The sequence below is a fragment of the Allobosea sp. GW823-FHT02B03 genome (assembly GCF_058797755.1).
In genome coordinates, this window is record NZ_JBXAJY010000007.1 from 252,990 (window position 1) to 279,144 (window position 26,155).

Annotated in this window: 20 protein-coding genes and 1 tRNA gene; 9 read left to right on the plus strand and 12 right to left on the minus strand. The window is 67.6% G+C overall.

The window, feature by feature from the left end:
* Window positions 1-3: 3 nt before the first annotated feature.
* The 6 genes from olsB to AC1REK_RS24060 all read right to left on the minus strand — a co-directional run bounded on the left by olsB (window position 4) and on the right by AC1REK_RS24060 (window position 8,752).
* A complete protein-coding gene (olsB, locus tag AC1REK_RS24035; protein ID WP_066467484.1) occupies window positions 4-960 on the minus strand; it encodes a l-ornithine N(alpha)-acyltransferase in 957 nt (318 codons plus the stop codon).
* 164 nt (window positions 961-1,124) lie between these two features.
* Window positions 1,125-3,197 carry an ATP-binding protein gene (locus tag AC1REK_RS24040; RefSeq protein WP_492269668.1) on the minus strand — a complete coding sequence of 691 codons (2,073 nt, stop codon included), beginning with the start codon at window positions 3,195-3,197 and terminating at the stop codon, window positions 1,125-1,127.
* 121 nt (window positions 3,198-3,318) lie between these two features.
* Window positions 3,319-4,857 carry a YifB family Mg chelatase-like AAA ATPase gene (locus AC1REK_RS24045; protein ID WP_492269667.1) on the minus strand — a complete coding sequence of 513 codons (1,539 nt, stop codon included), beginning with the start codon at window positions 4,855-4,857 and terminating at the stop codon, window positions 3,319-3,321.
* A gap of 85 nt (window positions 4,858-4,942) precedes the next feature.
* Window positions 4,943-7,108, minus strand: a complete 2,166-nt coding sequence (locus tag AC1REK_RS24050; protein WP_492269666.1) for a TRAP transporter permease — start codon at window positions 7,106-7,108, stop codon at window positions 4,943-4,945.
* 126 nt (window positions 7,109-7,234) lie between these two features.
* Window positions 7,235-8,212, minus strand: coding sequence for a TAXI family TRAP transporter solute-binding subunit (locus AC1REK_RS24055; protein ID WP_492269665.1), 978 nt, complete (start codon window positions 8,210-8,212; stop codon window positions 7,235-7,237).
* Between the two features lie 219 nt (window positions 8,213-8,431).
* A complete protein-coding gene (locus tag AC1REK_RS24060) occupies window positions 8,432-8,752 on the minus strand; it encodes a hypothetical protein (protein ID WP_492269664.1) in 321 nt (106 codons plus the stop codon).
* Window positions 8,753-8,956: 204 nt separating this feature from the next.
* Here AC1REK_RS24060 and AC1REK_RS24065 point away from each other — a divergent pair.
* Window positions 8,957-9,046, plus strand: a tRNA-Ser gene (locus AC1REK_RS24065).
* Between the two features lie 196 nt (window positions 9,047-9,242).
* Here the strand turns inward: AC1REK_RS24065 and AC1REK_RS24070 are convergent.
* From AC1REK_RS24070 to AC1REK_RS24095, 6 genes are all read right to left on the minus strand, one after another.
* The gene (locus AC1REK_RS24070; RefSeq protein ID WP_492269663.1) at window positions 9,243-10,361 is read right to left on the minus strand and encodes a D-alanyl-D-alanine carboxypeptidase family protein; all 1,119 of its coding nucleotides are present in this window, start codon (window positions 10,359-10,361) and stop codon (window positions 9,243-9,245) included.
* A 360-nt stretch (window positions 10,362-10,721) separates the two neighbouring features.
* Window positions 10,722-12,164: an aldehyde dehydrogenase family protein gene (locus AC1REK_RS24075; protein ID WP_492269662.1), complete on the minus strand. Its 1,443-nt coding sequence runs from the start codon at window positions 12,162-12,164 to the stop codon at window positions 10,722-10,724.
* A gap of 115 nt (window positions 12,165-12,279) precedes the next feature.
* The gene (locus AC1REK_RS24080) at window positions 12,280-13,629 is read right to left on the minus strand and encodes an LLM class flavin-dependent oxidoreductase (RefSeq protein ID WP_492269661.1); all 1,350 of its coding nucleotides are present in this window, start codon (window positions 13,627-13,629) and stop codon (window positions 12,280-12,282) included.
* A gap of 24 nt (window positions 13,630-13,653) precedes the next feature.
* Window positions 13,654-14,397: an ABC transporter ATP-binding protein gene (locus AC1REK_RS24085; RefSeq protein ID WP_492269660.1), complete on the minus strand. Its 744-nt coding sequence runs from the start codon at window positions 14,395-14,397 to the stop codon at window positions 13,654-13,656.
* The gene (locus tag AC1REK_RS24090) at window positions 14,394-15,254 is read right to left on the minus strand and encodes an ABC transporter permease (RefSeq protein ID WP_492269659.1); all 861 of its coding nucleotides are present in this window, start codon (window positions 15,252-15,254) and stop codon (window positions 14,394-14,396) included. The genes AC1REK_RS24085 and AC1REK_RS24090 overlap by 4 nt, the downstream gene beginning before the upstream one ends.
* Window positions 15,255-15,274: 20 nt before the next feature.
* Window positions 15,275-16,264 (minus strand): ABC transporter substrate-binding protein, encoded by a 990-nt coding sequence (locus tag AC1REK_RS24095; protein ID WP_492269658.1) that lies wholly within the window; start codon window positions 16,262-16,264, stop codon window positions 15,275-15,277.
* 717 nt (window positions 16,265-16,981) lie between these two features.
* Between AC1REK_RS24095 and AC1REK_RS24100 the strand changes: the two genes are divergently transcribed.
* The 8 genes from AC1REK_RS24100 to AC1REK_RS24135 all read left to right on the plus strand — a co-directional run bounded on the left by AC1REK_RS24100 (window position 16,982) and on the right by AC1REK_RS24135 (window position 26,148).
* The gene (locus AC1REK_RS24100) at window positions 16,982-17,185 is read left to right on the plus strand and encodes a hypothetical protein (RefSeq protein WP_316016302.1); all 204 of its coding nucleotides are present in this window, start codon (window positions 16,982-16,984) and stop codon (window positions 17,183-17,185) included.
* Between the two features lie 16 nt (window positions 17,186-17,201).
* A complete protein-coding gene (locus AC1REK_RS24105) occupies window positions 17,202-17,834 on the plus strand; it encodes a flavin reductase family protein (RefSeq protein ID WP_492269657.1) in 633 nt (210 codons plus the stop codon).
* 382 nt (window positions 17,835-18,216) lie between these two features.
* Window positions 18,217-19,500 (plus strand): GNAT family N-acetyltransferase, encoded by a 1,284-nt coding sequence (locus tag AC1REK_RS24110; protein ID WP_492269656.1) that lies wholly within the window; start codon window positions 18,217-18,219, stop codon window positions 19,498-19,500.
* 200 nt (window positions 19,501-19,700) lie between these two features.
* The gene (locus AC1REK_RS24115; protein WP_492269655.1) at window positions 19,701-20,804 is read left to right on the plus strand and encodes a GNAT family N-acetyltransferase; all 1,104 of its coding nucleotides are present in this window, start codon (window positions 19,701-19,703) and stop codon (window positions 20,802-20,804) included.
* 6 nt (window positions 20,805-20,810) lie between these two features.
* Window positions 20,811-22,019 (plus strand): FAD-dependent oxidoreductase, encoded by a 1,209-nt coding sequence (locus AC1REK_RS24120; RefSeq protein WP_316016306.1) that lies wholly within the window; start codon window positions 20,811-20,813, stop codon window positions 22,017-22,019.
* A 29-nt stretch (window positions 22,020-22,048) separates the two neighbouring features.
* The gene (locus AC1REK_RS24125; protein ID WP_327520457.1) at window positions 22,049-23,212 is read left to right on the plus strand and encodes a GNAT family N-acetyltransferase; all 1,164 of its coding nucleotides are present in this window, start codon (window positions 22,049-22,051) and stop codon (window positions 23,210-23,212) included.
* A gap of 114 nt (window positions 23,213-23,326) precedes the next feature.
* Complete coding sequence (locus AC1REK_RS24130) at window positions 23,327-24,688, plus strand: O-antigen ligase family protein (RefSeq protein WP_492269654.1); 1,362 nt, start codon at window positions 23,327-23,329, stop codon at window positions 24,686-24,688.
* The gene (locus AC1REK_RS24135; RefSeq protein ID WP_492269653.1) at window positions 24,670-26,148 is read left to right on the plus strand and encodes a right-handed parallel beta-helix repeat-containing protein; all 1,479 of its coding nucleotides are present in this window, start codon (window positions 24,670-24,672) and stop codon (window positions 26,146-26,148) included. Before AC1REK_RS24130 ends, AC1REK_RS24135 begins: the two co-directional genes overlap by 19 nt.
* Window positions 26,149-26,155 lie beyond the last annotated feature (7 nt).

Sequence of the window (26,155 nt, forward strand, 5' to 3'; positions counted from 1 at the left end):
GCCTCAGGCGGCGTAGCGCCCGGCCTCGCCGTCGAGATAATCGAGATAGCGCTGGTCGATCGAGGCAACCGGCACGATCACCAGCACGTCGGTCGTGCCGAACTGGCGGTCGATCACGGCGCCGGCGCCGAAGCGGGCGCCGAGGCGCAGATAGCCCTTCACCAGCGGCGGCAGGCTCTTCAGCGCAGCCTTGGCGTCGACCATGCCGGCAGGCAGGCGGTCCATCGCCACATAACGCTCCGGCTTGGCGACGACGCGCCATTCGCCCTGAGCGGTGGCGTGATGGTGCAGGAAGGAGAGCGGCAGCGCCAGCGTATCGGGGTCGACGCCGTCAAAGCTGGCGCAGCCGAACATGGCGTCGATGCGATGGTGGCGGACATAGGCCCAGATGCCGTGCCAGAGCAACTCCACCGTCTTCTTGGTGCGGTAGGGCTTGAGCACGCAGGAACGGCCGAGCTCGAGGAAGCGCAACTCGGGATGGCGCGCGATCATCGGCTCGATGTCGAATTCCGACTGGCTGTAGAAGCCGCCGAGCCGCCAGGCCGCCTGCTCGCGCATCAACCGGTAGGTGCCGACGACCTTGGGCTTTATGCCGCCGAAGCGGCCCCGCGCGGCGTGATCTATGACCAAGAGATGGTCGCAGGAGGCATCGAACCGGTCGGCATCGCGCCGGAACATGCGCGAGACGACATCGGGCTTCGCCGACATCTCCTGGTAGAAGACGCGGTAGCGCAGGCGCTGCGCCCGCCAGATCTCGCGCGGGCCGCGCGCCAGACGGACCTCAAGCGAGCCCGAACGGCCGAGAGTCCCCGACAGCGCATCGGGGCCTGGATAGGAAAAGACACTGCGCTGCCTGGCACCTGCCATCAGCCCGAAAGGCGAGAATCTGCCACGCTGCGGCAAGGCTCCCGGCTTCTGCTTTGCCGGCTGGCGGAGACCTAGGAGAACGTCGAACGCCATTTGCGGTCTTATCCCTGTGAGGCCTCGGCTAGGCGCATGACACCACTGCGCCGAACGTCTAACGGGATCGCGACAGAACTACGACAGAGATATGACCAAGAGATAGCCGATCGGCAACGCGATGGCGACCCCCTTTGCGACATCGCCCGGCGCGGTCGATGGCCTCAGGCGGAACGCGCGGACGTCTTTGCGGCCCCGGCAAGCTTTTCCACCCAGGCGCGCAGAGCGTCGCGCGAAAGCGGCTTAGCCAGACAATCATCCATGCCGCCCGCGAGTGCCGCGCGCCGATCCTCGTCGGAGGTATTCGCGGTCACCGCCAGGATCGGCAGGCGGGCAGCCCCCCGCGCACGTTCCGCCGCGCGGATGCGACGGGCCACGGCGATGCCGTCGAGGACCGGCATCCGGATGTCGAGCAAGGCGAGATCGAAGGCCGGCCGCTGCCCGGCAAGGGCTGCCTCGGCCAGGCGAATCGCCTCACTACCATCACGCGCCCAGGTCGGCACGCAGCCGAAATGCTCCAGCGTCCGCGTCACCAGCAGCGCGTTGATCTCATTGTCCTCGGCAACCAGCACCTGTAGCCCGTTTGCGACCTCCGGCGTCGCCACACGGTTGGCCGTGGCCGCGGTCTCCGGCGGGCGCCGTGTCGCCCCGAGGCGCTCCTGCAGCGAGCGGGCACGGACCGGCTTGACCAGGAAGCCGGTGAACCCTGCCGTGAAGGGCGAGCCGTAGCCGCGGCGCTCGGCCGGCGACAGCATGATGACGATCTCGGCGACGCCTGCTTGCCTTGCCACCTCGGCCAGTACCTCGACATCGCCGCCGGGCAATGCCCGGTCGACCAGTACCGCCGTCAGCGCGGCGTCCTCTTTCAGTCGGGCGAGCGCGGCCTGCCGATCGGCAGCGAGGATGACGGTGGCGCCGTGACGCCGGGCCAGCTCGGCGAGATGGCCGGCGCTGAAGGGGGCTCCGGAGGCGACCAGCAGACGCTTGCCGCGCCAGTCCGGCCCTTCGGCTGCAGGGGCTGCCCCTGCAACCGCACGAAGCGGCAGGCTCAGCCTGAAGGTCGCGCCCTGCCCCAACGTGCTTTCAACCTGAATCGTGCCGCCCATCGCCGCTGCCAGCCGGCGCGCAATGGCGAGCCCGAGCCCTGTCCCGCCCGTCGTCGGCACGCCCGCGGATTCGACCTGTTCAAATTCCTCGAAAATGCTCTCGAGACGCTCGGCGGGAATGCCGGGGCCGGTATCGGCGACCGCGACGAGGATCGCCTCGCCATTGCGCTCCGCCCGGATGCCGACTCCGCCGCGTTCGGTGAACTTCACGGCATTGCCGACGAGATTGAGCAGGATCTGGCGCAGGCGCTCGGCGTCGCCGCGGATGAACTGCGGCAGGTCGGCGGCGAGCAGGGCCGAGACCTCGATGCCCTTGGCCTGGGCGCGCGGCGCCATCAGTTCGGTCACGTCCTCGATCAGCAGAGCAAGATCGAAAGGATCGTCCGCCAGTTCGAGCTTTCCGGCCTCGACCTTGGCGAAGTCGAGAATACCGTCGACCAGGCCGAGCAGCGCCTCGCCCGAAGTGCGCAGCGCCCGGACATAGGTCGCCTGCTCCGGCTCGAGCCTGGTGTCGCCGAGCAGGTCGGCCATGCCGAGAATGCCGTTGAGCGGGGTTCGGAATTCGTGGCTGACCGTAGCGAGGAAGCGTGACTTGGCGGCACTCGCCTCCTCCGCCCGGCTGCGCGCCTCCTCAAGCGCGCGCTCGCCGGCGATGCGGGCGCTGATGTCGCGACCGACGCGCTGCAGCACGGCCTGCCCCGCCGCGACCGGAACGACGGTCTCGACCCAGGAGATCCAGCGTTCGCCAGCCTCGGTTTCGATGCACTCGTCGAAGATGCGGACACCGTCCGCCAAGGCCTGGGCCGGCCGGGTGATGCGGACCTGTGGCCGATGCAAGCTGCCGATGGCCGCACTCTCGTCGAGGCCGAGCAGCGCCGCATAGGCGGCATTGGCATAGACGATCCGGCCTTCGCTGCGCCGGACGATCAGATCGCCCTGCGCCTCGATCAGGCTGCGATAGCGCTCCTCGCTATCGGCCAGTTCCCAGAGCCGGTCGTTCAGGCGCTCGACATCGCCGGCGATCGCCGCGGCCTGGCGCACGACGCGTCCCCGCTCGCGCAGCAGCCAGAGAGCCGCGACGCCGCTGAGCACGGCGAGCAGCGAGGTTGCGACTGCGACGACGACAGGCAAGGCAGGCCAGGACTCCATGGACGCCGATATAGCAGGGCCATGTTGAAGAAAGGTTCGCGCCAAAGCCCCGGATTGCGGCGGGTTCGAACGATTTCGTTAACCTTTTGGCATGGAACGGCGATCAGGCCGCCTGCGCCGCCTGATCGATCCGCGAGCGATAGGACAGCGCCTCGGCAAGATGGATGCGCCCGACCTTTTCCTCGCCGTCGAGATCCGCGAGCGTGCGGGCGACCTTGAGCACGCGGTGGTAGCCGCGCGCCGTCAGCCGCATCGCCTCGGCGGCGCTGCGCAGCAGGGCGAGCCCGGCGGCGTCGGGCCGCGCGACCTCGTCGAGCGCCGAGGATGGGCAGCCGGCATTACTGGTTACACCTTCGAGCCCGAGCCGTTCGAAGCGCGCGACTTGACGTGCCCGGGCCTGCGCCACCCGCACCGCGACCTCGGCCGAGCCTTCGGCCGCGGCAGGCAGGATCAGATCGGAGGCAGTCACGGCCGGCACGTCGATGGTGATGTCGATGCGGTCGAGCATCGGGCCGGAGATGCCGGCCTGGTACTGGGCCATGCAGCGCTCATTGGGCTGGCGGCGGCAGGCGAAGCCGGGCTCGGTCGCCTTGCCACAGCGGCAGGGGTTCATCGCCGCGACCAATTGGAACCGCGCCGGATAGACGGCACGGTGGTTGGCGCGCGAGATCAAGACCTCGCCGGTCTCCATGGGCTGGCGCAGCGCGTCGAGCGCCTGCGGCTGGAACTCCGGCAACTCGTCGAGGAAGAGCACGCCATGATGGGCGAGCGAGACCTCGCCCGGCGTCGCCTTGATGCCGCCGCCGACCAGCGCGGCCATTGATGCCGAATGATGCGGTGCCCGGAACGGCCGCCGGTCGGTCAAGGCCCCGTCGGCGAGATGGCCGGCGATGGAGAGCACCATCGAGAGCTCGAGCAGTTCGCGCGGGGCGAGCGGTGGCAGGATCGAAGGCAGCCGGCTCGCCAGCATCGACTTCCCGGCGCCGGGCGGCCCGTTCATCAGGAGGTTGTGGCCACCGGCGGCGGCGATCTCGAGCACACGCTTGGCGCTCTCCTGGCCCTTGATGTCGGCTAGATCGGGCAGCGCGCCGGCCTGGCGCGCGACCGAAGGCTGCGGCCGCGCCATCACCTGCGTGCCCTTGAAGTGATTGGCGAGCTGGATCAGCGAGCGGGGCGCGAGGATGTCGAGATCCTGCGCCGCCCAGGCGGCTTCCGGGCCCGAGGCTGCCGGACAGATCAGACCCTGGCCGCGGGCATGGGCGGCGATTGCGGCCGGCAACACGCCGGCGACCGGGCTGATCGAACCGTCGAGTGCGAGCTCGCCGAGCACCGTGTAACCGGCGAGTGCATCGGCCGGGATCGCGCCGATCGCGGCCATCACGCCGAGCGCGATCGGCAGGTCGTAATGACTGCCCTCCTTTGGAAGGTCGGCCGGGGCGAGGTTGACGGTGATCCGCTTGGCCGGCAGCGCCAGCCCCGAGGCGATCAGGGCGGCGCGAACGCGCTCCTTGCTCTCGCCCACCGCCTTGTCGGGCAGGCCGACGAGGATGAACGCGACGCCGCCGGGCGTGACCTGGACCTGGACGTCGACGGCGCGCGCCTCGATGCCCTCGAACGCCACCGTTGCGACCCGCGTCACCATCCCAGCGCCACCCCGCCCGCATTGCTCCGTTGCCGCGGCGTGACGTTAGCGAAAGCGCGCTATGGTTGCAAGAACATATCGGGAACTATGCTGGCGCAACGGCTGCGCGCCGCGCCAGCACCTGCCTTGCAAGCACCGGCGCGGCGATTACCAGCCCGGCCGCGACGCTGAACGGCGTCGCCAGGATCATAGGCAAGGCGGCAAGTGCAATCACGAAGCGCTCCCACATCGCCAGCGGTGCCAGGAACCAGCCGGCGAAGGCCGCCGACAGGAAGGTGATGCTGGCGAGGCAGGAGGCGGTCGAGCCGATCAGCTCGGTCCAGGTGAAGCCCGGCGCCATGATCAGCATCGAGGGCGAGAAGACGAAGACGAACGGCACCAGCACCTTGCCGAGCGCCAGCCGGAAGGCGGTGTTGCCGGTCTTGAACGGGTCGGCCCCAGCCATGCTCGCCCCGGCATAGGCGGCGATCGCGACTGGCGGCGTCACATCGGCGAGCACCCCGTAATAGAACACGAAGAAATGCGCGACGAGCGGGTTGACGCCGAGCATGCCGAGCGCCGGCGCCGCCACTGTCACCATGATGATGTAGTTCGCCGTGGTCGGCACGCCGCAGCCGAGCAGGATGCAGACGATGCCGGTCAGGACGAGGGTGAAGAACAGCGTCGCGCTCTTGAGATCGAAGGGCAGGAACGGCACGAAGCCGAGCACGGCATTGGCCCATTGATCGGCGAGCGAGGTGACGATCCAGGAGATCTTGAAGCCGACGCCGGTGAGCGTGACCACGCCGACGATGATGCCGACCGTCGCTGCCGCGGCGCCGACGCCGATGGCGTATTTCGCGCCGAGGATGAAGGCGTCGACGAGATCGTTGACGCGCTTGCGGCCCTCGTCCCAGCGCAGAAGGGCGCCATGGGCCATGACCGCGAAGGCGGCCAGGACCAGCACGGCATTGACGCCGGGCACGCGCAGGAGCTCTGTCGGGGCGGCAAGGCCGATCGCCAGAGCGAAGACGAGGGCCGAGGCCGCCCGGTAATGCGCGAGGCCGACCAGCATGCAGCCGGTAATGCCCCAGAAGGCGGCGAGATAGGGTGTGTAGCCGGTGAAGAGTACGACGATCAGGCCGAAGAGCGGCGCGATCGTCGGCCAGTCGCGCGCGAAGACCTCGCGCAGTTGCGGCGCCTCGGCGTCGGTCATGCCGCGCATGCCGTTGCGCTTGGCCTCGAAATGCACCTGCATCAGCACGCCGAAGAAGTGCATGAAGGCGGGGATGATCGCGGCAATGACGATGGTCGCGTAAGGCAGGTTGAGGAACTCGACCATCAGGAAGGCGGCCGCGCCCATGATCGGCGGCGTGATCTGGCCGCCGGTCGCAGCGGTCGACTCGACCGCCGCCGCGAAATGGCGCTGATAGCCGAGCCGGATCATCATCGGGATGGTGAGCGAGCCGACGGTGACGGTGTTGGCGACGGACGAGCCCGAGATCATGCCGAACAGGGCCGAGCCGAAGATCGAGACCTTGGCCGGCCCGCCGGCAAAGCGCCCGGCGACCGCGGCGGCGACCCCGAGGAAGAGCCGGCCGAGGCCGATGCGCGTGGCGAGCACGCCGAACAGGACGAAATGGAAGACATAGGTCGCGACCACGCCGAGCGCGACGCCGTAGACGCCCTGGCTGGTCAGGTAGAGATGGTTGACCAGCACCGACCAGGTCGCGCCCGGATGCAGGAAAATGCCGGGGAACCAGGGGCCGAAGATCGCATAGACCATGGCGAAGAGCGCGATCAGCGGCAGGCCCCAGCCGATGGCGCGGCGCGTCGCCTCGATCATCAGGACGATGGTGATCGAGCCCATGATCACGTCGAGCGTCGAGGGATTGCCGACGCGGAAGACCAGGTCCTCGAAGATATAGGGCACGTAGAGGCTGGAGACCGCGACCGCGACGGCGAAGACCCAGTCATGGAGCGGCACGCCGCCGGGGCGGAACGCAGTCGAGGCATAGACGGTTCCGGCGTCGCTCTTGCGGCCGGAAAAGACGAGGAAGATCAGCCCCAGCACGAAGGCGAGATGGATGCCGCGATGCGTCGTCTCGCGCAGCAGCCCGAAGCCGGCGGTGTAGTAATGGAAGGCCGAGAGCGCGAGCAGCAGGGCGCCGATCAGCAGCGCCGTGGCCTGCGGCACCTTGCGGAACTGCATCTCGGGATCGAGTTCTTCCTCGAGCTTGGCGAGTTCGGCGGCGGAGGGCTGGTTGGTCATGTCGGGCTTTCGTCGGATCGCGGCGTCAGACGCGGTCGAAGCTGTCATTCTCGGGCGGCGCACGGCGCCGTCCCGAGAATCTCACGCAGGGATGCTCGGGACCGACCCGAGCACGACGCTAGGGCGTCACTTCAGCAGGCCGGCTTCCTTGTAGAACTTCTCGGCGCCGGGATGCAGCGGCACGCCCTGCAGGCCGGACAGCGCGGTCGCCTTCTGGATGGCCTTGCCCTTGGCGTGGCCGGAATCGAGCGCGGCGCGGGCCTTGTCGCTCCACAGCCCCTTGGTCGCGGCATAGACCGTGTCAGCCGAGACCTTCGAGGAGGTCACCCAATGGGCGCCGACCGCGACCGTCTTGACCGCGCCGACATCCTTGTAGGTGCCGGCCGGGATCTCGTCGGCGGCGAAGAAGGGCGATTCCTTGGCGAGCTTCTCGGCCGGAGCGCCGGTGATCGGCAGGATGTCGATGCCCGAGCCGGTCGAGGCCAGCTCCGAGATCGCCGCGGCCGGATAGCCGCCGGTGAAGAAGAAGGCATCGACCGAGCCGTCCTTCATCTTCTCGGCCGCCTGGTTGGGCTTGAGATACTCGGCTGTGATGTCCTTCTCGGTGACGCCGAAGGCGGCGAGGATCGCCTTGGCGTTGAGCAACGTGCCGGAACCCGGCTCGTCGAGCGAAACCTTCTTGCCCTTGAGATCGGCCACGCTCTTCACGTTCGAGGCCTTGCGGACGACGAGGTGGACGCTCTCAGGGTAGAGATTGGCGATGGAGCGCAGCTCGGCGACCTTCGGCTTGCCCTCGTAGACGCCGGTGCCGGAAAAGGCCCAATAGGCCACGTCAGCCTGGACGAAGCCGGATTCGGCCGCACCACCGACGATCGCGTTGACATTGGCGACGGAGCCATTGCTCGCGACCGCGGTCGAGACCAGCTGCGGCGGCGCCGAGATGGCGTTCGCGATCAGGCCGCCGATCGGATAATAGGTGCCGGCGGTGCCGCCCGTGCCGATGCGGAAGAAGGCGGGAGCCTGGGCAAGCGCAACACCCGCCAGCGCGAGAACGCCGAGACCAAGGCCGAACCCGCCAAGGCGCTTCTTGAGCTTCGAATTCATGGAAAACCTCCGGTTGAAGCCGGAGAGTGTCGGAAGCTTTGCGAGCGGGATCAAGGGGCGGACGGGCAAGGCCCGTGCGTTTGCAGGCTTGTCCACGCAAGATTGTGTCTAAAATGCGGCACCGTCTCTGGTGAACCGCTTGCCTGGCGCCCCTTCGGATTCAGGTGGGCATGGCCGCGGCAGACGCTAGCCGACGCAGCGGAGATTCGCCTCGGCGCCTCACCGCCGTGTGACGATGCCGATCAGGGGCTTCGGCTCGGCACCGAGCCATAGCAAGAGGAAGCCGAGCAGCAGGCCGGCGAGCGCGGTCGGCAGCAGCATGAGATGGAGCAGGACGGGGTCCCAGAGCAAGGGATGCAGATTGCGCTCGACGGCCGGCTGGAGCTGTCGGAAACGGTCACCGAACACGGCAAGCAGGGTCTCGCCAAGAGGGGTGAAGCGCAGCGCGGAGTTGGCGATCGAGCGCGCACCGTCGGTCAGAAGGACGACGAAGCCGCCCGCGACCAGAAGATAGCCGAGAATCCTGATCAGAAAGCGCAAACCATCCCCCAATTCCGCCCGGGCCGCGGCGCGGACCGGTTTACGGTCCCTCCATGCCCTCGCCCCGACAGAGGCCTGCAGGCCTTTCCGATGTGCGCCCGCGCCTCCGCCATTGCAACGATAAACGAGAATTTGCCGCAACCTGCATAATCGTCGGCTTCGGCACTTGAAAGAAGCTGGCCCGGAGGTCATAAGCAGCGCGCCGGACAGGTGGCCGAGTGGTTGAAGGCGCACGCCTGGAAAGTGTGTATACGGGAAACCGTATCGCGGGTTCGAATCCCGCCCTGTCCGCCATTCCTTTTATCTCAAGCTGGTTCGCTTCGCTCGCGGCCCCATCGGATGTCGGTCGCGCAGCCGTGCTCCGGACTTGGAGCGCGGACCTGCATTCCCCGCCTCCGCTCCGTCATTCCGTTCCTCAGTTCGCTCGCCCACGGCTGCGATGAGGCGCCCCCGACCAGGGCGCGATCCAAGCCCTCCAGCCGGCCTGCTTTCAGTGCTGCCGGAGCGCGTGTGGACGTGGCGCCGGCGTGGGAGATGATGGGGAGGCCGCCACGTACGAGCTCCGCGTGCGGATTTTCCAAGTCCTGGGAGCAGCCGGCGCGCCCAGGAAGCTTGGGTGCCCGGCATGCCCCATCGGATAGAGCTTTCTTTGCCGCCGCTCGTATGCCGTCGCCTGCGGGCCGCAGAGCCTGGTGCGCAAATCTTCAGGCTTGGAGGCCTTCTGATTCTGCAAAGCGAGCAGCGCCGGCCGACTGCCACCATCCGATCTATCAAATCCGGACTGCAAGAGCTGGGCGATGCGCTCGCTGCGCTCCTTCTCGGTCGTCGCGCCCAGCACGACCGCAACCAGGCGCCTTTCGCCGCGGACGGCAAGGGAGACGAGATTTCGCCCGGATGCGCAGACGAATCCGGTCTTCAGCCCGATCGCACCGGAAAAACGTCTGATGACCTCGTCGCTCGATTTCAGGACACGCCCATCGATGCTGACTTCGGAGCGATCGAAGAAACGCAAGTACTCCCGGAAGTTCCGGTCTATGGCGACCCCGAGCAGGGCCAGGTCTCTGGCGGTGGTGACCTGCCCTCGGTCGAAAAGACCGTCCGGATTGACGAAGTGCGTGCCGGTCATGCCCAGGCGCCGGGCGGCATCGTTCATCAGGGCGACAAAGTCGGTTTCGTTGCCGGCAACCGTCTCCGCGATCGCGGCGGCCGCCTCGTTCGCCGACACTGCCAGCATCGCGTAAAGCGCATCCTCGAGCGACATCACGCTGCCGGGCACCAGCCCCGACTGCACGGACTCCCGGGCGAGAGCCTTTCGTGAGAAGACAACGTCCTGACCGAGCGCAATGCGCCCGGTGCGCAATTGCTCGAAGGTGACGAAGGCCGTCATCAGCTTGGTGGTTGAGGCCGGATACCAGGCACGTCCGGCATCCTTCGACCGAAGGACCTGCAGACTGCCGGTATCGACGAGGAGGGATGGCGTCGCTTGCGCCGAAGAGGCGATCGCAATCAGAAGACCGGCAACCGCATTGCGAACATAAGTTAGATAGCGAAACAATTCAGTACCGGAATTCTTGACAGATTCTACCTCCCGCAGACGGGAAAGCAGCATATGGTGAAAGCAAATCCCGCACGGCGGGCCAGAAATCCGATTACTATCCCCGCGGCAGGGATCTAACCTTCAAACTGCTTGATCGATTGCGAGACTGACCGCCGAATTGCGGCCGCTTGATGAAGCAGCTCTCGTCGCACGGAGATTCAGCCGCGCCTGTTGCCTTCGTGCAACGACATGCTTCGTCTCTTGAAGCGGGACGGAGGTCGCGGCGACCTGCCACCAGCGGCGCGCTCTAATGCCGCCGAACTTTGCGCAACTCACGACCGCCTGTCATGGCCGCGCTTGGAGCGAGGCCGGCAGCCAATTTTTGCAGGCATCCCCCGCATGACGGGGGATGCCATTTGGCCAATGGACGTTCTAGCCCTGCGGCGCCCAGCCGGAGATCGCCTTGGGCTCGAGGAACTCCTCGATGCCCCAGACGCCGCCCTCGCGGGCGCGGCCGGAGGCCTTGACCCCGCCGAAGGGCGCGCCCGGCCCGCGCGAATTGCCGTTCATCTCGACCATGCCGGACTTCAGGCGCGAGGCGACGCGGTTGCGCTTCTCGCCATCGGCCGACTGGACATAGTTCGTCAGGCCGTAGGGCGTGTCGTTCGCGATCGCGATCGCCTGCTCCTCGCTGTCGAAGGGGATGATCGACAGCACGGGGCCGAAGATCTCTTCGCGCGCGATGGTCATCTGGTTGTTGACGTCGGCGAACACGGTCGGACGAACGAAATAGCCCTGGTTCTGCCCGTTGGGCCGTCCGACGCCGCCGGTGACCAGCCGCGCGCCCTCGTCGATGCCCTTCTGGATCAGGTCCTGGACCTTGCGGAACTGCGCTTCCGAGGCCAGCGGGCCGATATGCTTGCCGGGCTTGTGCGCGGTGTCGACCACGACCTGCTCGGCGACCGTCTTGGCCTCCTCGACGGCACGGTCGTAGATCGAGCGCTCGACCAGCATGCGGGTCGGGGCGTTGCAGCTCTGCCCGGTGTTGTTGAAGCAGTGCAGCACGCCGCGCTTCACCGTGCCCGGCTCGGCATCGGCGAAGACGATGTTGGCGCCCTTGCCGCCGAGCTCGAGCACGACGCGCTTGAGGCTTTCGGCCGCGACCTTCGAGATTGCGACACCGGCCCGGGTCGAGCCGGTGAAGCTGATCATCTCGATGTCCGGATGCGACGACAGATGCGTGCCAACGCCGGCGCCGTCGCCATTGACCAGGTTGAACACGCCCTTCGGGAAGCCTGCCTCGTCGACATACTCGGCGAACAGCATCGAGGAGAGCGGCGCGATCTCGGACGGCTTGAGGACCATGGTGCAGCCGGCGAGCAGGGCCGGAACCACCTTGAGCGTGACCTGGTTCATCGGCCAATTCCAGGGCGTGATCAGGCCGACAACGCCGATCGCATCCATCTGGATACGGTCATTGGGGGCGTGCGGGCCGAGCGGGCGCAGAAACTGGAAATCCTTGAAGGCATTGATGAAATTGGTGATGTGATAGGCGCCGGCGCCGACCTGGCTCGCGAGCGCCATGTCGATCGGCGCGCCCATCTCCTGGCTGATCGTCTGCGCCATCTCCGGCGCGCGGCGCTTGTAGATCTCGAGCAGGCGCTCGACCAGCTTCAGGCGCTCGGACGGCTCGGTCCGCGACCAGCTCTCGAAGGCGCGCTTGGCGGCCGCGACCGCCCGGTCGGCATCGCTCGCGTCACCGATCGAGATCGCCGCATAGGCCTGGCCGGTCGAGGGGTCGACGACCTCCAGCTCTCGCTGCGCCGAAGGCGCCACCCAGGCGCCGTCGATGTAGAACTGCTTCTTCTCCAGCATGCGTATCCTCCGGGATTTCGACCGTTCTCGAACCCCAGACTAGCAGCTCGATCAGGAAACGGGACTGCAGCTTGAGGCCCGGCTGCATGAGCCGGGCGCATTGCCGGAGCCAGCTCTAGGCCGAGCGCCGAACCGGCTCGGCCGGATCGTACTGGCTGGGTACCGGGTCGAGACCGAGACGGTCGCGCAAGGTGCCGTCGCGATACTCGCTGCGGAACAGCCCGCGCTTGCGCAGCAAGGGCACGACCTCGCCGGCGAAGATCTCGAACTGCTGCGGCAGGATCGGCGGCATCACGTTGAAGCCGTCGGACGCGCCCGAGGTGAACCAGTCGGCGATGATGTCGGCGATCTGCTCGGGCGTTCCGGTCGCGGTGAAGTGGCCACGTGCGCCGGCGAGGCTGTGCAGCAGGCCACGCAGGGTCGGCCGCTCGCGGGCGACGAGGGCGGTGATCGACTGGGCCCGGCTGCGCGAGGCCTGGACAAGGGCCGGGTCCGGGAAATCCTCGACCGAAAGCACCTGATCGAGCTTCAGATGCGAGAAGTCGTACCCGCCGAAGCGGTTGGACAGGCGCGCCAGCCCGACGCTGGGATGCGAGAGCTCGTTCAGCTCGGCCCAGACGCGCTTCGCCTCGGCCTCGGTCGAGCCGATCGCGGCACTGATGCCGGGCAGGATGACGATCTGGTCAGGGCTGCGCCCGAGCGCCCGTCCTTGCGTCTTGATGTCGTTGTAGAAGGCGATCGCGCTTCCCTTGTTGAGATGGGCGGTGAAGATCGCCTCGGCATAGCGGGCAGCGAAGGCACGCCCATCGGTGGAGGAACCGGCCTGGACGAAGACCGGCCTGCCTTGCGGCGAGCGCGGAATGTTGAGCGCACCGGCCACCTTGAAGAAGGCGCCGTTATGCGCCGCCGGCCGGATGCCCTGTGAGCGCGCATAGGAGCCGCTCGCCCGATCGTCGAGGATCGCGTCGCGGGCCCAGCTGTCCCAGAGCTTGGAGACGACCTCGACGAACTCGTTGGCGCGGGCATAGCGCTGGTCGATGCCGGCCTGCTGCTCCAGGCCGAAATTGGCGGCGGCGGATGGCGCCCAGGAGGTCACGATGTTCCAGCCGATCCGCCCACCGCTGAGATGGTCGAGCGAAGCGAATTGCCGGGCGAGATTGTAGGGCTCGCTATAGGTCGTCGATGCGGTGGCGATCAGGCCGATGCGCTCGGTCAGCGCCGCGAGCGAGCCGAGCAGCGTCAGCGGCTCGAGCTCGCCGCGCGTCGCATGCTCGATGTCCTCGCCGAGGGTCACATGATCGGCGAAGAAGATCGAGTCGAGCTTGGCCGCTTCGGCCGCGAGCGCAAGGTCGCGGTAATAGCTGACATCCGTCAGCGCCCGGTATGCCGAGGCATCGTGCCGCCAGGCGGCTTCGTGATGGCCACGGCCATTGATGAAGAGGTTCAGATGCAGTTCGCGCGTCATGGGCAAAGTCTCCTGAGATGAGGATCAGACGGCGTCGACGACGCCGAGCGCAGCGAGAAGATCGGCACGCAGCGCATCGACGCGGCCGTCCCTGGGGCGCGGATGCGGCAGCCCGACCTGCCGGTCGAGGACGATGCGGCCGTCCTCCATGACGAGCACCCGGTCGGCCAGCTTGATCGCCTCGTCGACGTCATGGGTGACGAGCAGGACCGTGGGTCCGTGCTGGCCGATCAGGCGAAAGACCAGCTCGTGCATGCGGATGCGGGTCAGGGCATCGAGCGCGCCGAAGGGTTCGTCGGCGAGCAGGAGCCGGGGTTGCCTGACCAGCGAGCGCGCCAGGGCGACGCGCTGCTGCTCGCCGCCGGACAGCGCGTTCGGCCAGGCATCCTCGCGCCCCGACAGACCGACATCGGCGAGCGCGGCACGTCCGCGCCGATCCGCGTCCGGCAGCCGCAGGCCGAAGACGGCATTCTGCAGCACGGTCTTCCAGGGCAGCAGGCGGGAGTCCTGGAAGAGCACCGAGCGATCGGCCGGCACCTCGATCGTGCCCTCGCCTTCGACGCCGTCGTCGAGGCCGGCGAGCGCCCGCAGCAGCGTGCTCTTTCCCGAACCGCTCTTGCCGATCAGCGCGACGAACTCGCCGGGCGCAAAATCGAGCGAGACCTCGCCCAGCACGGTGCGGCCGGAGAAGCGCCGGGAGACGCTGCGCAGCCTGACCGCTGCATCCGCACCCGTGCTTTGCCGGAAGGGGTGGATCGCGGCGTTCATAACGCCAGCGCCCGGCGATAGGACAGGGCGCGCCGCTCCCAGGACCTGACCGCGAAGTCGGAGGCAAGGCCGAGGATCGCGTAGATCGCCAGTCCGACGACGATAATGTCGGTCTGGCCATAGTCGCGGGCGCGGTTCATCAGATAGCCGATGCCCTCGCTGGTGTTGATCTGCTCGAGCACGACGAGCGCGGTCCAGCAGGTCGTCACGGCGAGGCGCAAGCCGGTGAAGAAGCCCGGCAGCGCGCCGGGCAACGCCACCTCGCGCAGGAAGTCGGCGCGGCTCAGGCCGACGCTGCGGGCGAGCTCGACATGCCTGATGTCGATGCCGCGCAGCGCGGCATGGGTGTTGATGTAGACCGGCACCAGCACGCTGGTCGCGATCAGCGCGATCTTCATGGCCTCGCCGATGCCGAGCCAGAGAATGGCGAGCGGGATCAGCGCCAGCGTCGGGATGGCGCGCTTGATCTGCACGAGGCCGTCGATCGAGGCCTCCCCGATGCGGGAGAGCCCGGCGGCGAGCGCCAGTGCCAGCCCCAGCGCGACGCCGATGCCGAGCCCGAGATAGGCGCGGAACGCCGAAGCGAGGAAGTGATCGGCGAGCGTGCCGCCCACCAGCAGGTCGTAGCCGGTGACGATGGCGGTCGAAGGAGCCGCGAGAAATCTCGGAGAGAGCCAGCCTGTAGCTGACGCCAGCTCCCATATCGCGACCAGCGCGAACGGGCCGAAGAGGATGGCACCCGGCGGCAGTTTTCCGGGAGCAAGGCGCGGGGGCCTCACGGCAGCCCTGGCAGGGGCTTCCCTTGCCGGGCTGCCGATCAGGGCCTGCGCATCGAGCGCGTGATCGAAGAGCGTCATGCGAAATCTCCCGAGCGCATTCAGTTGGTCTTGCCGGCGATGACGTCGTCGAAGCGCAGATCGAATTCCTGGGGGGCATCGAGGCGCTTCGGCAGGTCGCCGGCCTCGTGGATCACGTCGATCAGCGACTGCTGCTTGCCGATCAGGCTGGCGAGGAGAGGAAACTCGAAGGCGCCTTCGGACTCGACGATCTTGCGGCCATCGGCATGCTTCAGGTTCTGGCGCTTGACGTAATAGGCATCGACCCAGGCATCGACATTGCGATGCGACCAGCGGTTGGCATCGATCCAGGCCGCGACGAACTCGCGGATCGCCGCCGCCTTCGCGGGGTCGTCTAGGGCCCTCTTGCTGGCGTAGAGATAGGTCAGGCTCTTCGGCAACCTGTCGTTCTGCTCCTTCGGGAGCGCGCTCGCGCCGCGGTCGGCGAAGTCGGCGAGGTAACGGGAGAAATGCGGCTCGTTCAGCGCTGCGACGTCGACCTGGCCGGTCCGTACCGCGTCCGGAAAGTCTGCGGCGCGGAGCGGTACGAGCTTGACGTCCTTGCGGGTCAGCCCGGCGAGTTTCAGCGCATTCAGCACGAAGGGCTGGCGCCCGGTGCCCTCGCCATAGGCGATGCTGCGGCCCTTCAGCTCCTCGAGGCTGCTCAGCTTGAGCCCCGGGCGCAAGGCGAGGAAGTAATCGGTCTCGGAGGAGACGCGTGCGGCGACGATCGGGATCTGCTCGCCGGCGGCATGCGCCTGGATCGGCGGCGTGTTGCCGACCGTGGCGAGATCAAGCGCTCCGGCCCGGAAGGCTTCCAGAATGGCGGGCCCGCCGAGGAAGTTGGCATAGCTGACCGCGCTCGACAGTTTCGCCTGGGCGCCGGATGCCTGCATCAGCGTCTGCAGCGCCTCGTTCTGGTCGGCGACGACGAGCTTCGTACCCCCCGGAACCTGCGTCGGCAGAGCGCCCTGAGCGCGGACGAAACCGAAAGAAGAAACGAGCAGCGGCAGAACAAGCAAAGCCTTCAACGACGCACGCCGGCCAGGCCTGAAGCAATTTGAAAGCTCGTTCGTATGGGTCATCGCTCGCGCCTTTCACGAATTCTGGATATCGGCCGGGACAAACCGCCGATCTCGCTAAATTCTGGGAAAGGAACGTTCTTCAAGTCAAACGAATGTTCTTTTTAATTAACACAACGAGGCCGAAAAACGTTTTCGCCCGCCCCAAGGAAGCGAGAAAAAAGGGCTCGTTTGCCGCATTCTGCTTAAAAGCCCCCTCGCCCGGCCGGCATGGCATCGCGGGCGACAATCCATCCCGCTCGCTCGCCAGAGCCTTTCGCCCCGTGCGGACCGGCGCCGCAAGGGCGCAACGGAATTCTGCCACCGGCACGGCGCTCGGGAGGCGCTTCCGCCTCCTGAGCGCCAGATCTTTGAAATCCCCTTTCATTGACCGGACGGCATCGGCCGGAAAGAATGACAGTATCGAGCGATAATCATCGTTTCGCTGGATCGCGGGATTTGCTGGAGCAGCTTGCACCGCGTCATCAACGCTAAAAGCACCACGAGAGAATCGTGGGCTCCGAATGACGGAGTCACGTTTATGATACGAGCTCTTATTCTTCTTGAAGCGCCGCCAATCGGCACAACCCGATGCCGCTGAGCACCGCCTCGCGCAACTGAATCATCGGATACTTCACGCGAATTTCAAGAACGCTGCAACGCCGGCTCTCCGGCGAAGGAGGCACCATGTCCCAGACCATCCTGATCGAGGTTCGCGGTGTCGCTGCCGGCCTCGTCGTCGGCTCCGGCACCGATTTCCGCTTCTTCTCGTCCCGGCCGGCCTTCGACGCCCTCGACGGCCGGCATTTCGGCTCGATTGCCGACGCCTACCGCGCCGCCATCGGGGAGCGCGCGACGCGTCGTCGCCCCGCCGCCCGCCTTCCGGCCTGATCCTGTGAGGTTGCCGATGACGATCGTTCCGCTTGTCACCAAGGCGTACCCGACCGAGCCAGCGCTGCGCAGCCGAGGCGGCCCCCGCATTGCCCGGCTCGCCTCCGGGCCGGTCCCGGCCCGCGAGGATGTCGCGGCGTTTCGGGCCGCCCTGCGCCATCTCGCGGGCGGAGTCAGCGTCATCACCACCGGCCGCGGCGAGGACCGGACCGGCCTCACCGCGACCTCGGTGGCCTCGCTCTCCGCGGAGCCGCCGACGCTGATGTTCGGCCTGAACCTGGCCTCGTCGAGCTTTCCGGTTCTGACCCGCCATCGCAGCTTCGCAGTCAACTTCCTCAATGCGGCGCAGAAGCAGATCGCCGACCGCTTCGCCGGTCGCGGAGGCGAGAAGGGCGCGGCGCGCTATGCCGGCGCCAGCTGGTCGACCGGGCCGAGCGGCGCACCGCTGCTCGATGGCGCGCTCGCGGCGCTCGACTGCGAGGTCGAGGAGTTGATCGAGCGCCATTCGCACGCCATCGTCATCGGCCGCGTCCGCGAGATCAGGCTCGGCGGCGATGACGCCGCGCTCCTGTACTGGCGCGGCGACTATGAGCGACTCGGCTGGATGGCCGAAGAGGCCAGCACGGCTCTCGGCCTGCGCAGCCTCTGAGAGATCGCGACGATCGTGAGCTGGGCCGTCCGCGGCAACGCGCCGGCGCTACCACGCCTTCGCCGCCAGCCGTGATAGCGCGCGCAAGCCGCAAGGCGACGGCAGCGCGCTGTTCATCTCCGACCTACTTGCCACGGCAGTCGCGGTCGTCGAATGCCTCGGCGCCGATCCAGTCTTGATCGAACCACTCCCGTCGCGACCCCTGTTCCATTTCAGAACAATGTAGTTAGCCGGCTTTATTTAGGACTGACGAGCAGCAGCGCTGCTCAAGCGGACAAACCCTGCCGGTGGGAGTACCGCGTCAATATGGGGTTAATCCGTTTGCCAGAAGCGCCCTCCGAAGGCGGAACCGTATAATGGCCCCAAGCTTCGGAGAGAGCTGGTGCAACACGATCCGGTCGAGCTTTTGGATGAACCGCGTCACCGTTCCGGCCGCCTTGCGGCGGAAGGCGCCGCCGCGGCGACCATCGGCGTCGAGATCACGACGCCACAGCGGCTCGCCACGATCGAGCGGGAATGGCGCGACCTCTGCGGCCGGGCCCTGGCAGACAACGCCTTCCTGGAGCCGTCGCTGATCGCAGCGGCAGCCGAGGTCGGAGCGGCCGAGATCGCGGTCCTGCTCGCCTGGAGCGCGCCCCAACCCGATACGCCCAGCCGACTCATCGGCCTCTGGGCGCTGGCACGTCGGCCTGCCTTTCCCTTGCTGCCGGTGCCGATGCTCAAGACGCCGGTGATCGACCATGCTTTTCTCGGCACGCCCGTGCTCGACCGTGACGATGCTGCGCAGGCCCTTTCGGGCATGCTGGACGCGATCGCTGCCGAGCGTTCCCTGCCAGACCTTCTGAGCATTGGAAGCCTCGATGCGAGCGGGCCCGTCGCCGCGGTCTTCGCGGAGGTTCTGGCGCGGCGCGGCTCACCCTGCACCCGGCTGGAAACCCGGCTGCGTCCCTCGCTGCTGAAATCGGCCTCGGGCGGCGGGACCAGTCCCGTCTCGCCCAGCCGCGCCAAGGCGCTGCGAAAGAAGCAGCAACGGCTCTCGCGGCAAGGCGTCGTCAGCTGCACGCGGCATGCCGGCGGCAGCGAGGTCGGTCCGGCGATCGAAGAGTTCCTCACGCTCGAGGCTTCGGGCTGGAAGGGACGGCGGAGCAGCCGCGGGCAGGCGATCCTGCGCACGCCGGTGCTGACGAGCTTCTTCAGACGAGCGATCGCAGCGCTGGCGAACCGCCACCAGGCCCAGATCATCGCCCTGCGTCTGGACGGCCGGGCAATCGCCATGCAGGTCACCGTCCAATCCGGCGAGACCGCCTTCACCTGGAAATCAGCCTATGACGAGGCCCATCGCGCCTGTGCACCCGGGCTGCTGCTGCATCAGGAAGTGACCGGTCGCTTTCTCGCCGACCCTGCCCTGCGAGCGGTCGATTCCTGCAATCATCACGACACCGGCCATATGGCGGAGTTCTGGGCCGGCCGGCGCGAGGTTTCGGACCTGATCGTCGATGCCCGGCAGCGTCGGACGGCACTGTTCGGACTGGTCAGCACGCTAGAGCTCGGGCACCGGCGGCTGCGCGAGGCGGCGCGTCGCGGCCGGAGCATGCTGCTGGCCTTGCGGCACCATGGCGCCCATTCGGTGCCGGAGACCGGCAAGGCCGGCGGAGGACAGCCGTGAGCGACAGTGCAGCCCTGCCGCGATTCAGCCGCATGCCCGCGCCTCCCGGATCGAAACGCAGTCTTCTGGACAATCACGCCGCGAACGCGCCGCGACTGGCCGGCTCCCCGCGGATCCAGCTGGCGAGCGCTCGCGACTTCGCAGCCTTGGGCGCTGAATGGAGCGACCTCAGCAGCCGTGCGGCGGTTCCGAATGTCTTCATGGACCCCGCCGTCGCGCAAGCTTTCGCTGCCGCCTGGCCGGACAAGGTCCGGGTCCTGCTGGCCTGGGCCGACGAGCCCGAGGTCGATACGCAATCCCGTCTCGTCGGCGTCTGGCTTCTTGTCGAGCGCAGAACCCGGCTCAGCTGGCCCTGGAAGGCGCTGGTCAGCCCACCGGGTCCGGTCGCCTATCTCGGCACGCCGGTGATCGACCGCGCCCATGTTTCCGCGGTGCTGGCGGCGATGCTGGAAGCGGTTCGCAAGACACCGGAACTGCCCAAGCTCATCCAGGCCGGCGACATGTCGGGCGGCTCGGCGGTGATGGCGGCACTCGAGGCGATACAGGCTCGCGGCGCCGGACACTGGCAGCTGCTCGAAACGCGCAAGCGCGCGAAGCTGACATCCTGCGACGACCCGAAAGCCTTTTGGGCGAGTTCGATGTCGGCGAAGCGACTGCAGGGCTTTGCCCGCAAGCGGCGCCAGCTCGGCAAGGAAGGCGAGCTGGCGATGACGGTCGTCGACGAGCCGGGGGCCGTCGCCGCGGCGCTGGACGAGTTTCTCCGGCTCGAGGCCTCAGGCTGGAAGGCGGCGCGGCACAGCGCGCTCGCCTCTGCCCCGGCGACGGAACGGTTCACGCGCGAGATGATCGCGGCGCTCGCCGAGCGCCGGCTGGTGTCGATCGAGGCGCTGCGACTGAACGGTGTTCCGGTCGCGATGTGGGTGATCTTGTTCTCGGGCGATGCCGCCTACACTTGGCGGACCGCCTATGACGAAGCCTATAGCCGCTTCTCGCCCGGCGCTCTCCTTCTCGAACACACCACGACGCGATTGCTCGCCGACCCCGCCGTAGCCTTCACGGATTCCTGCAACCACCGCGACGTCGGACATCAGGCAGAGCGCTGGCCGGAGCGGCATGAAGTGGGCGACCTGCTGATCGATGCCGGCCCCGAGCGCCGCTTGCGCCTGCTGCTGCTCTCAGCTCGCGAGAAGGCATTCCGAAGCGCCAGGGAAGCTGCGCGGCAGCTCTATCACCGCCTGCGCCCGGAGATCGAGCGCATCCGGGAACGTCTGCGCGGCGCACGGCCCCCCCAAGCACAAGGGTGACAGGCGATGGCACAATCGGCGGACATCGTCATCGTCGGGGGCGGGCTTGCCGGCGCCAGCGCCGCGGTAATGCTCGGGCGGGCCGATCTCGACGTCATGCTGATCGATCCCTACGATCCGCCCCGTCCTGATTTCCGGTGCGAGAAACTCGACCCGTCGCAGGTGCGCCTGCTGCGCCGCATGGGGCTCGCCGGGTTGGTCCTGCCGGCCGCGACGCATAACCGAGAGCTCTGGGTCGCGCGCCTCGGACGGCTGGCCGACAAGATGGCCATCGACCAGTACGGCATTCTCTACCAGCCCCTCGTCCGCGCCGTCCGGCAGGGCATCCCGCCGCGCGTGCGCTGCCTGCGCGGCACAGTGGCCGCGATCGCGCTGAGCGAGGACGAACAGACGGTTTCACTCGTCGACGGCGAGGTCGTCACCGCCCGTCTGGTCGTACTCGCCAACGGGCTGAACCGTGCCTTGCGAAGCTCGCTCGGAATCGAGTGCCGGACGATCAGCGCGAACCATTCGATCACCATCGGCTTCGACGTCGTACCGCGCTCCAGCGCGCGCTTCCCCTTCGATTCCCTGACCTATTATGGCGAGCGTCCGCAGGACCGCACCGCCTATCTCACCCTGTTCAGGCTCGGCACGGTGATGCGTGCCAACCTGATGACCTATCGCGATATGGACGATCCCTGGCTGAAGGCGATCCGCGAGGAGCCGGAAGCCGCGCTCGCGAGCCTCATGCCGCGGCTGGGCAGGCTGATCGGCCCCTACGCGATCCAGGGCCCGGTGCGCGTACGGCCCGCCGATCTCTATGTCGCGGCCAATTTCGAGCAGCCCGGCCTGGTGCTCGTCGGCGACGCCTTCGCAACCTCCTGCCCGGCCGCCGGCACCGGCACAAACAAGGTGCTGAGCGATGTCGAGCGGCTTTGTGCGGTGCATGTGCCGCGCTGGATGGAGACGCCCGGCATGAGCGCGGGCAAGCTCGCTTCCTTCTACGCCGACCCGGAGAAGCGTGCCACCGACCTGTATTCGAGCCGAGCTGCCTTCGCTCTGAAGGCGCGCTCCCTCGCCGACGGGCCGCTTGGCTATGCGGGCGGCTATTCGCGCTATCTCGGCCGCCTCGCCAAGGGCACGGCGCGCCGCTGGCTCAGGCGCCTGGCTGCGCTGTCGCAGCAGGCAAGCCGCCTTTCCTGGCGGCGCAGACCGGCACGGGCTGAGCGATGAAGGCGTTTCTGCTCGGGGGAGCCAACAATATGAACGAGACCGCGCCTTCAATTCACTTCCTGTCAGCGGCCGACTGGCCGGACACCACGCTTCGCTGCGAAGAAGCCGGCTGGGACCAGGAGTTGCTCGGCCCCTGGCGCGATCTCGAAAAGCGCAGCGCCAACGCCAGCTTCTTTCAGAGTGCTGCCTGGTGCGAAGCCTGGATCGAAGCTTCGAGCGCCTGCGGAATGCCGGAGGCGCCGCGGATTGCGACCATCTGGCGAGGCGGGAAACTGGTGCTGGTCTGGCCGCTCACCGTCCGGCGGCTTTCGGTCTTCAAGATCCTGCACCATCTTGGCGAACCCGCGACGCAATACGGCGACGTCCTGATCGACAAGCGTGAAGACCGCCGCGCCCTGCTCGGCATGGCCTGGGAGATGATCCGCTCCTGGCACGATATCGATGCGATCGAGCTTCGCCGCGTCCGCGACGGTACCGTTCTCGCCAGTCTGCTTGCCCGGCACAGGGTGGAAGGCTCGGAGGCGAGCGCGCCGATGCTCGACTTTCGCAGGCTCGATGCCGCCAGCGCCGACGGCCAGCGCACGAGCCGGACGCGCCAGGCCCTGCGACGGCACCAGCGCCAGCTCGGCGAGCACGGGCCGGTGACCTTCGAGCTGGTGCGGCGGCCGGAGGAGCAGTGCCTGCTGCTCGAGCACGCCTTCGCGCTGAAGCGAGCCTGGCAACAGGAAAAAGCGGCGGTCAGCGCCGGCTACGCCCACGGCGCGAGCCTCGGCTGCCTCCAGCACCTTGCGCGCGAAGGCAACCTGCTGGCTGCCTATCTGCGCACTGGCGACGAGATCGCCGCCGTCGAGATCGGCGCCCTGGACCAGGGGCGCTACTGGTCACTGGTCCAGAGCTACGATCTGCGCTTCTCGAAACATGCACCCGGCCGGCTGCTGTTCTGGCACCTGCTGGAGCGCTGTCCGGAATTGTCGATCGACATCTTCGACTTCCTTGCTCCGGCCACGCGGCACAAGCTGGAATGGTCGAACACCGAGGTTCCGATCGCCGACTACCTCGTGCCGGTCTCGACTCGCGGCTACTTGGCCACCTCCTATCTGGCGCGGATCAGGCCGATGCTGCGCGAATGCTACCGCCGCCTTCCCTCGGGACTGCGCCAACATGCCAACGGCCTGCTGCGCAGGTTGAACTGAGGCCTAGGCCGATCGCCTGGACCAAGCCAGGCGGGGTACCCCCCTCGCCCGCTCGACGACGGCCGGAGAGGCGTCTTCTATGAGCTTGCGATGAGCAGATGAGAGGCGCCGAGAATGCCGCTACACCTCTCGGTCGAGACGCCGGCGAGCTTCGCCGCTGCGCCGCGGGCGCGGGCGGACTGGGGCGACCGCTATCTCGGGCTGCTATGCTTCGTGCTGGCGGGCTATGCCATATTCGGCAAAGGCTTCGCCTATGTCGGCGTGCCCCCGCTGTTCATCGGCGAGATCACGCTGGTGCTCGGGATACTCGCCTTGATGGCATCGCGCAGCTGGATCGCCATGCTGATGACGGTGCCGAGCCTTGCACTCCTTGCCTTCATGGGCTGGGTCGCCGTGCGGACCGTACCAGGGATTCCGGTCCATGGCTTCGATGCGCTGCGCGACAGCGTCATCGCGCTCTACGGCGCCTTCGCCTTCATCATCGTCGCGCTCTTGCTGCAGAAGCCGGCGCGACTTGGCCGGCTGCTCGGCACCTATAGCCGGTTCGCCCTGCTGTACGGGCTTTCCGGCGCCGTCCTTGCCTATACAACCAGTTCGCTCTCCCATCTGCTGGCCTGGCCGTTCTCCGGCGTGCCCGTGGTCTATGTCCGCATGGGCGAGGCGGCGGTGCATCTGTGCGGCGCGACCGTCTTCGTGCTGCTCGGGCTGCGCCGCGTGCCCTGGCCCTGGCTCGTCGCGGTCCTCGTCGGCTTCCTGATGATCGCGGTCAGCCGCGGCGCGATGCTGGCGTTCCTGCTCCCGGTACTGCTCGCCGCCGTCGTCGGCGGGCAGGTGCGGCGGCTCATGCCGATCGCAGCCGGAGGCGCAGCCGTGCTGGCGGTCGTGCTGATGTTCGACATCCAGGTCGAGATCGAGGGCGGGCGCGTGATCGGGCCGGCCCAACTGATCAACAATGTCGAGAGCATTGTCGGGCGCAGCGAGGCGTCGAATCTCGACGGCACCAAGACCTGGCGCCTGCGCTGGTGGCAGGCGATCCAGGATTACACGCTCCGCGGTCCCTATTTCTGGACAGGCAAGGGCTTCGGCGTGAACCTCGCCGAGGATGACGGCTATGTCGTCGGGGCGGAGGGCGGCGGCGCGCCGGTCCGGGCACCACACAATGTCCATCTCGGCATCCTGGCGCGGGCCGGGGTGCCTGGCCTCGCCCTCTGGATCGGCTTGCTGCTGTGCTGGTTCGGCATGCTCGCGCGCAGCTACGTCGTCGCGCTGCGCCATGGCGACGAGCGAGCGGCCAAACTGTTCATCTGGATCGGCTGCTATGGCCTGTCGATGCTGATCAACGCCTCCTTCGATGTCGCGCTGGAAGGGCCGATGCTGGGCATCTGGTTCTGGTCGCTCATCGGCCTCGGCATCGGCAGCTCGATGCTGCAGGATTTCGCCCACCGGCGGAGGCAGGCATGGCCCCCGATCTCCTGAGGGCGGCGGCTGCGGGCACATTGCTGCTCGCCGCCGCACCGGCCCCCGCGACGGTTCCGGCAGCCCTCGAACCGAAGCCCGCCTCCGTTTGCCCGGCCGAGGCGCTTCGCATCACGACCGAGCACTCCCTCTCCCAGGCCGTCGCGACGGCGCCGAACGGCACCGCCTTCTGCATCGAGGCCGGCCTGCACCGGCTGCAATCGGCGCAGCCGAAGCGCGGCCAGCGCTTCTTCGGCGAGCCGGGAGCCATTCTCAGCGGTGCTGCAATCCTCGGGGGCTTTCGCGCCGTCGACGGCGTCTGGGTCGCCGCCGGGATCGCGACGCCCGCGCCGGCGCGCGGTGTCTGCAAGGCCGGATACGAAGCATGCCAGTGGCCGGAAGCGGTCTTCCTCGACGGCAAGCCGCTGCAAGCGGTCGTCGACCGCGCGCAGCTGCGGCCCGGCCGCTTCTTCCATGACCGCCTGCGCAACGAATTCCTACTTGCTGAGGCGCCGGAGGGGCGGCTGGTCGAGGTCGCGCGCGCCCGCTACGCCCTGTTCGGCGCCGCTGCCGATGTCACCGTGCAGGGGCTGACCTTCGAGAAATACGCCAACCCGCCCCAGGAAGGCGCGGTCCGGGGCGACGGTCCGAACTGGCGGATCGAGGATTGCGATTTCAGGCTCAACAGCGGCGCTGGTGTCTCGGTCGGGCCGAACGGACAGGTCCTGCGCAGCAGGATCCACGACAACGGCCAGATCGGCGCGACCGCGGACGGCGCCGACATCCTGTTCGAAGGCAACGAGATCTTCGGCAACAACCGCTCCGGTTTCGATCCGAGCTGGGATGCCGGCGGCATCAAGGTCACCGTCAGCCAGAACGTCGTCTTCCGGAACAACGACGTGCACCATAATGACGGGCCCGGCCTGTGGTGCGACGAAAGCTGCGAGAACACCACCTTCGAGGGCAACCGCGTCTCATACAACAGCTCGGCCGGGATCTTCTTCGAGCTCTCCTCGAAGGCAGTGATCCGCAACAACGTGCTCGTGCAGAACAATCAGGAAGGCGCGCCCTGGTACTGGGGCGCCGAAATCCAGATCGCGGCCTCGGAAGGGGCGATGGTGCACGACAATGTCCTGGTCGTGCGCGAGTCCGGCCGCGCGATCATGCTGATCGACCAGAACCGCTGGAAGGTGGGTGGCGGCTTCTACAAGACGCGCGACAACCGCGTCACCGACAACGAGATCACCTTCCTCGGCCGGGGCTCGGCCGGCGGCGTCTCGGACGCCGCCCCGAACGCGGAGAACTTCGGAATCATCGAGCGCGGCGGCAACCTGTTCGACCGCAACCGCTATCGGACCGTCACCGGCGCGCCGGCACCGCGCTTCGTCTGGGGGACCGTGGAAATGGACTTTACGAACTTCCGTGGCCGCGGCCAGGAAAAGCAGGGCAGCCTGACGGCGGGGGTGAGCGTTCCCCGCTGAGCCCGTC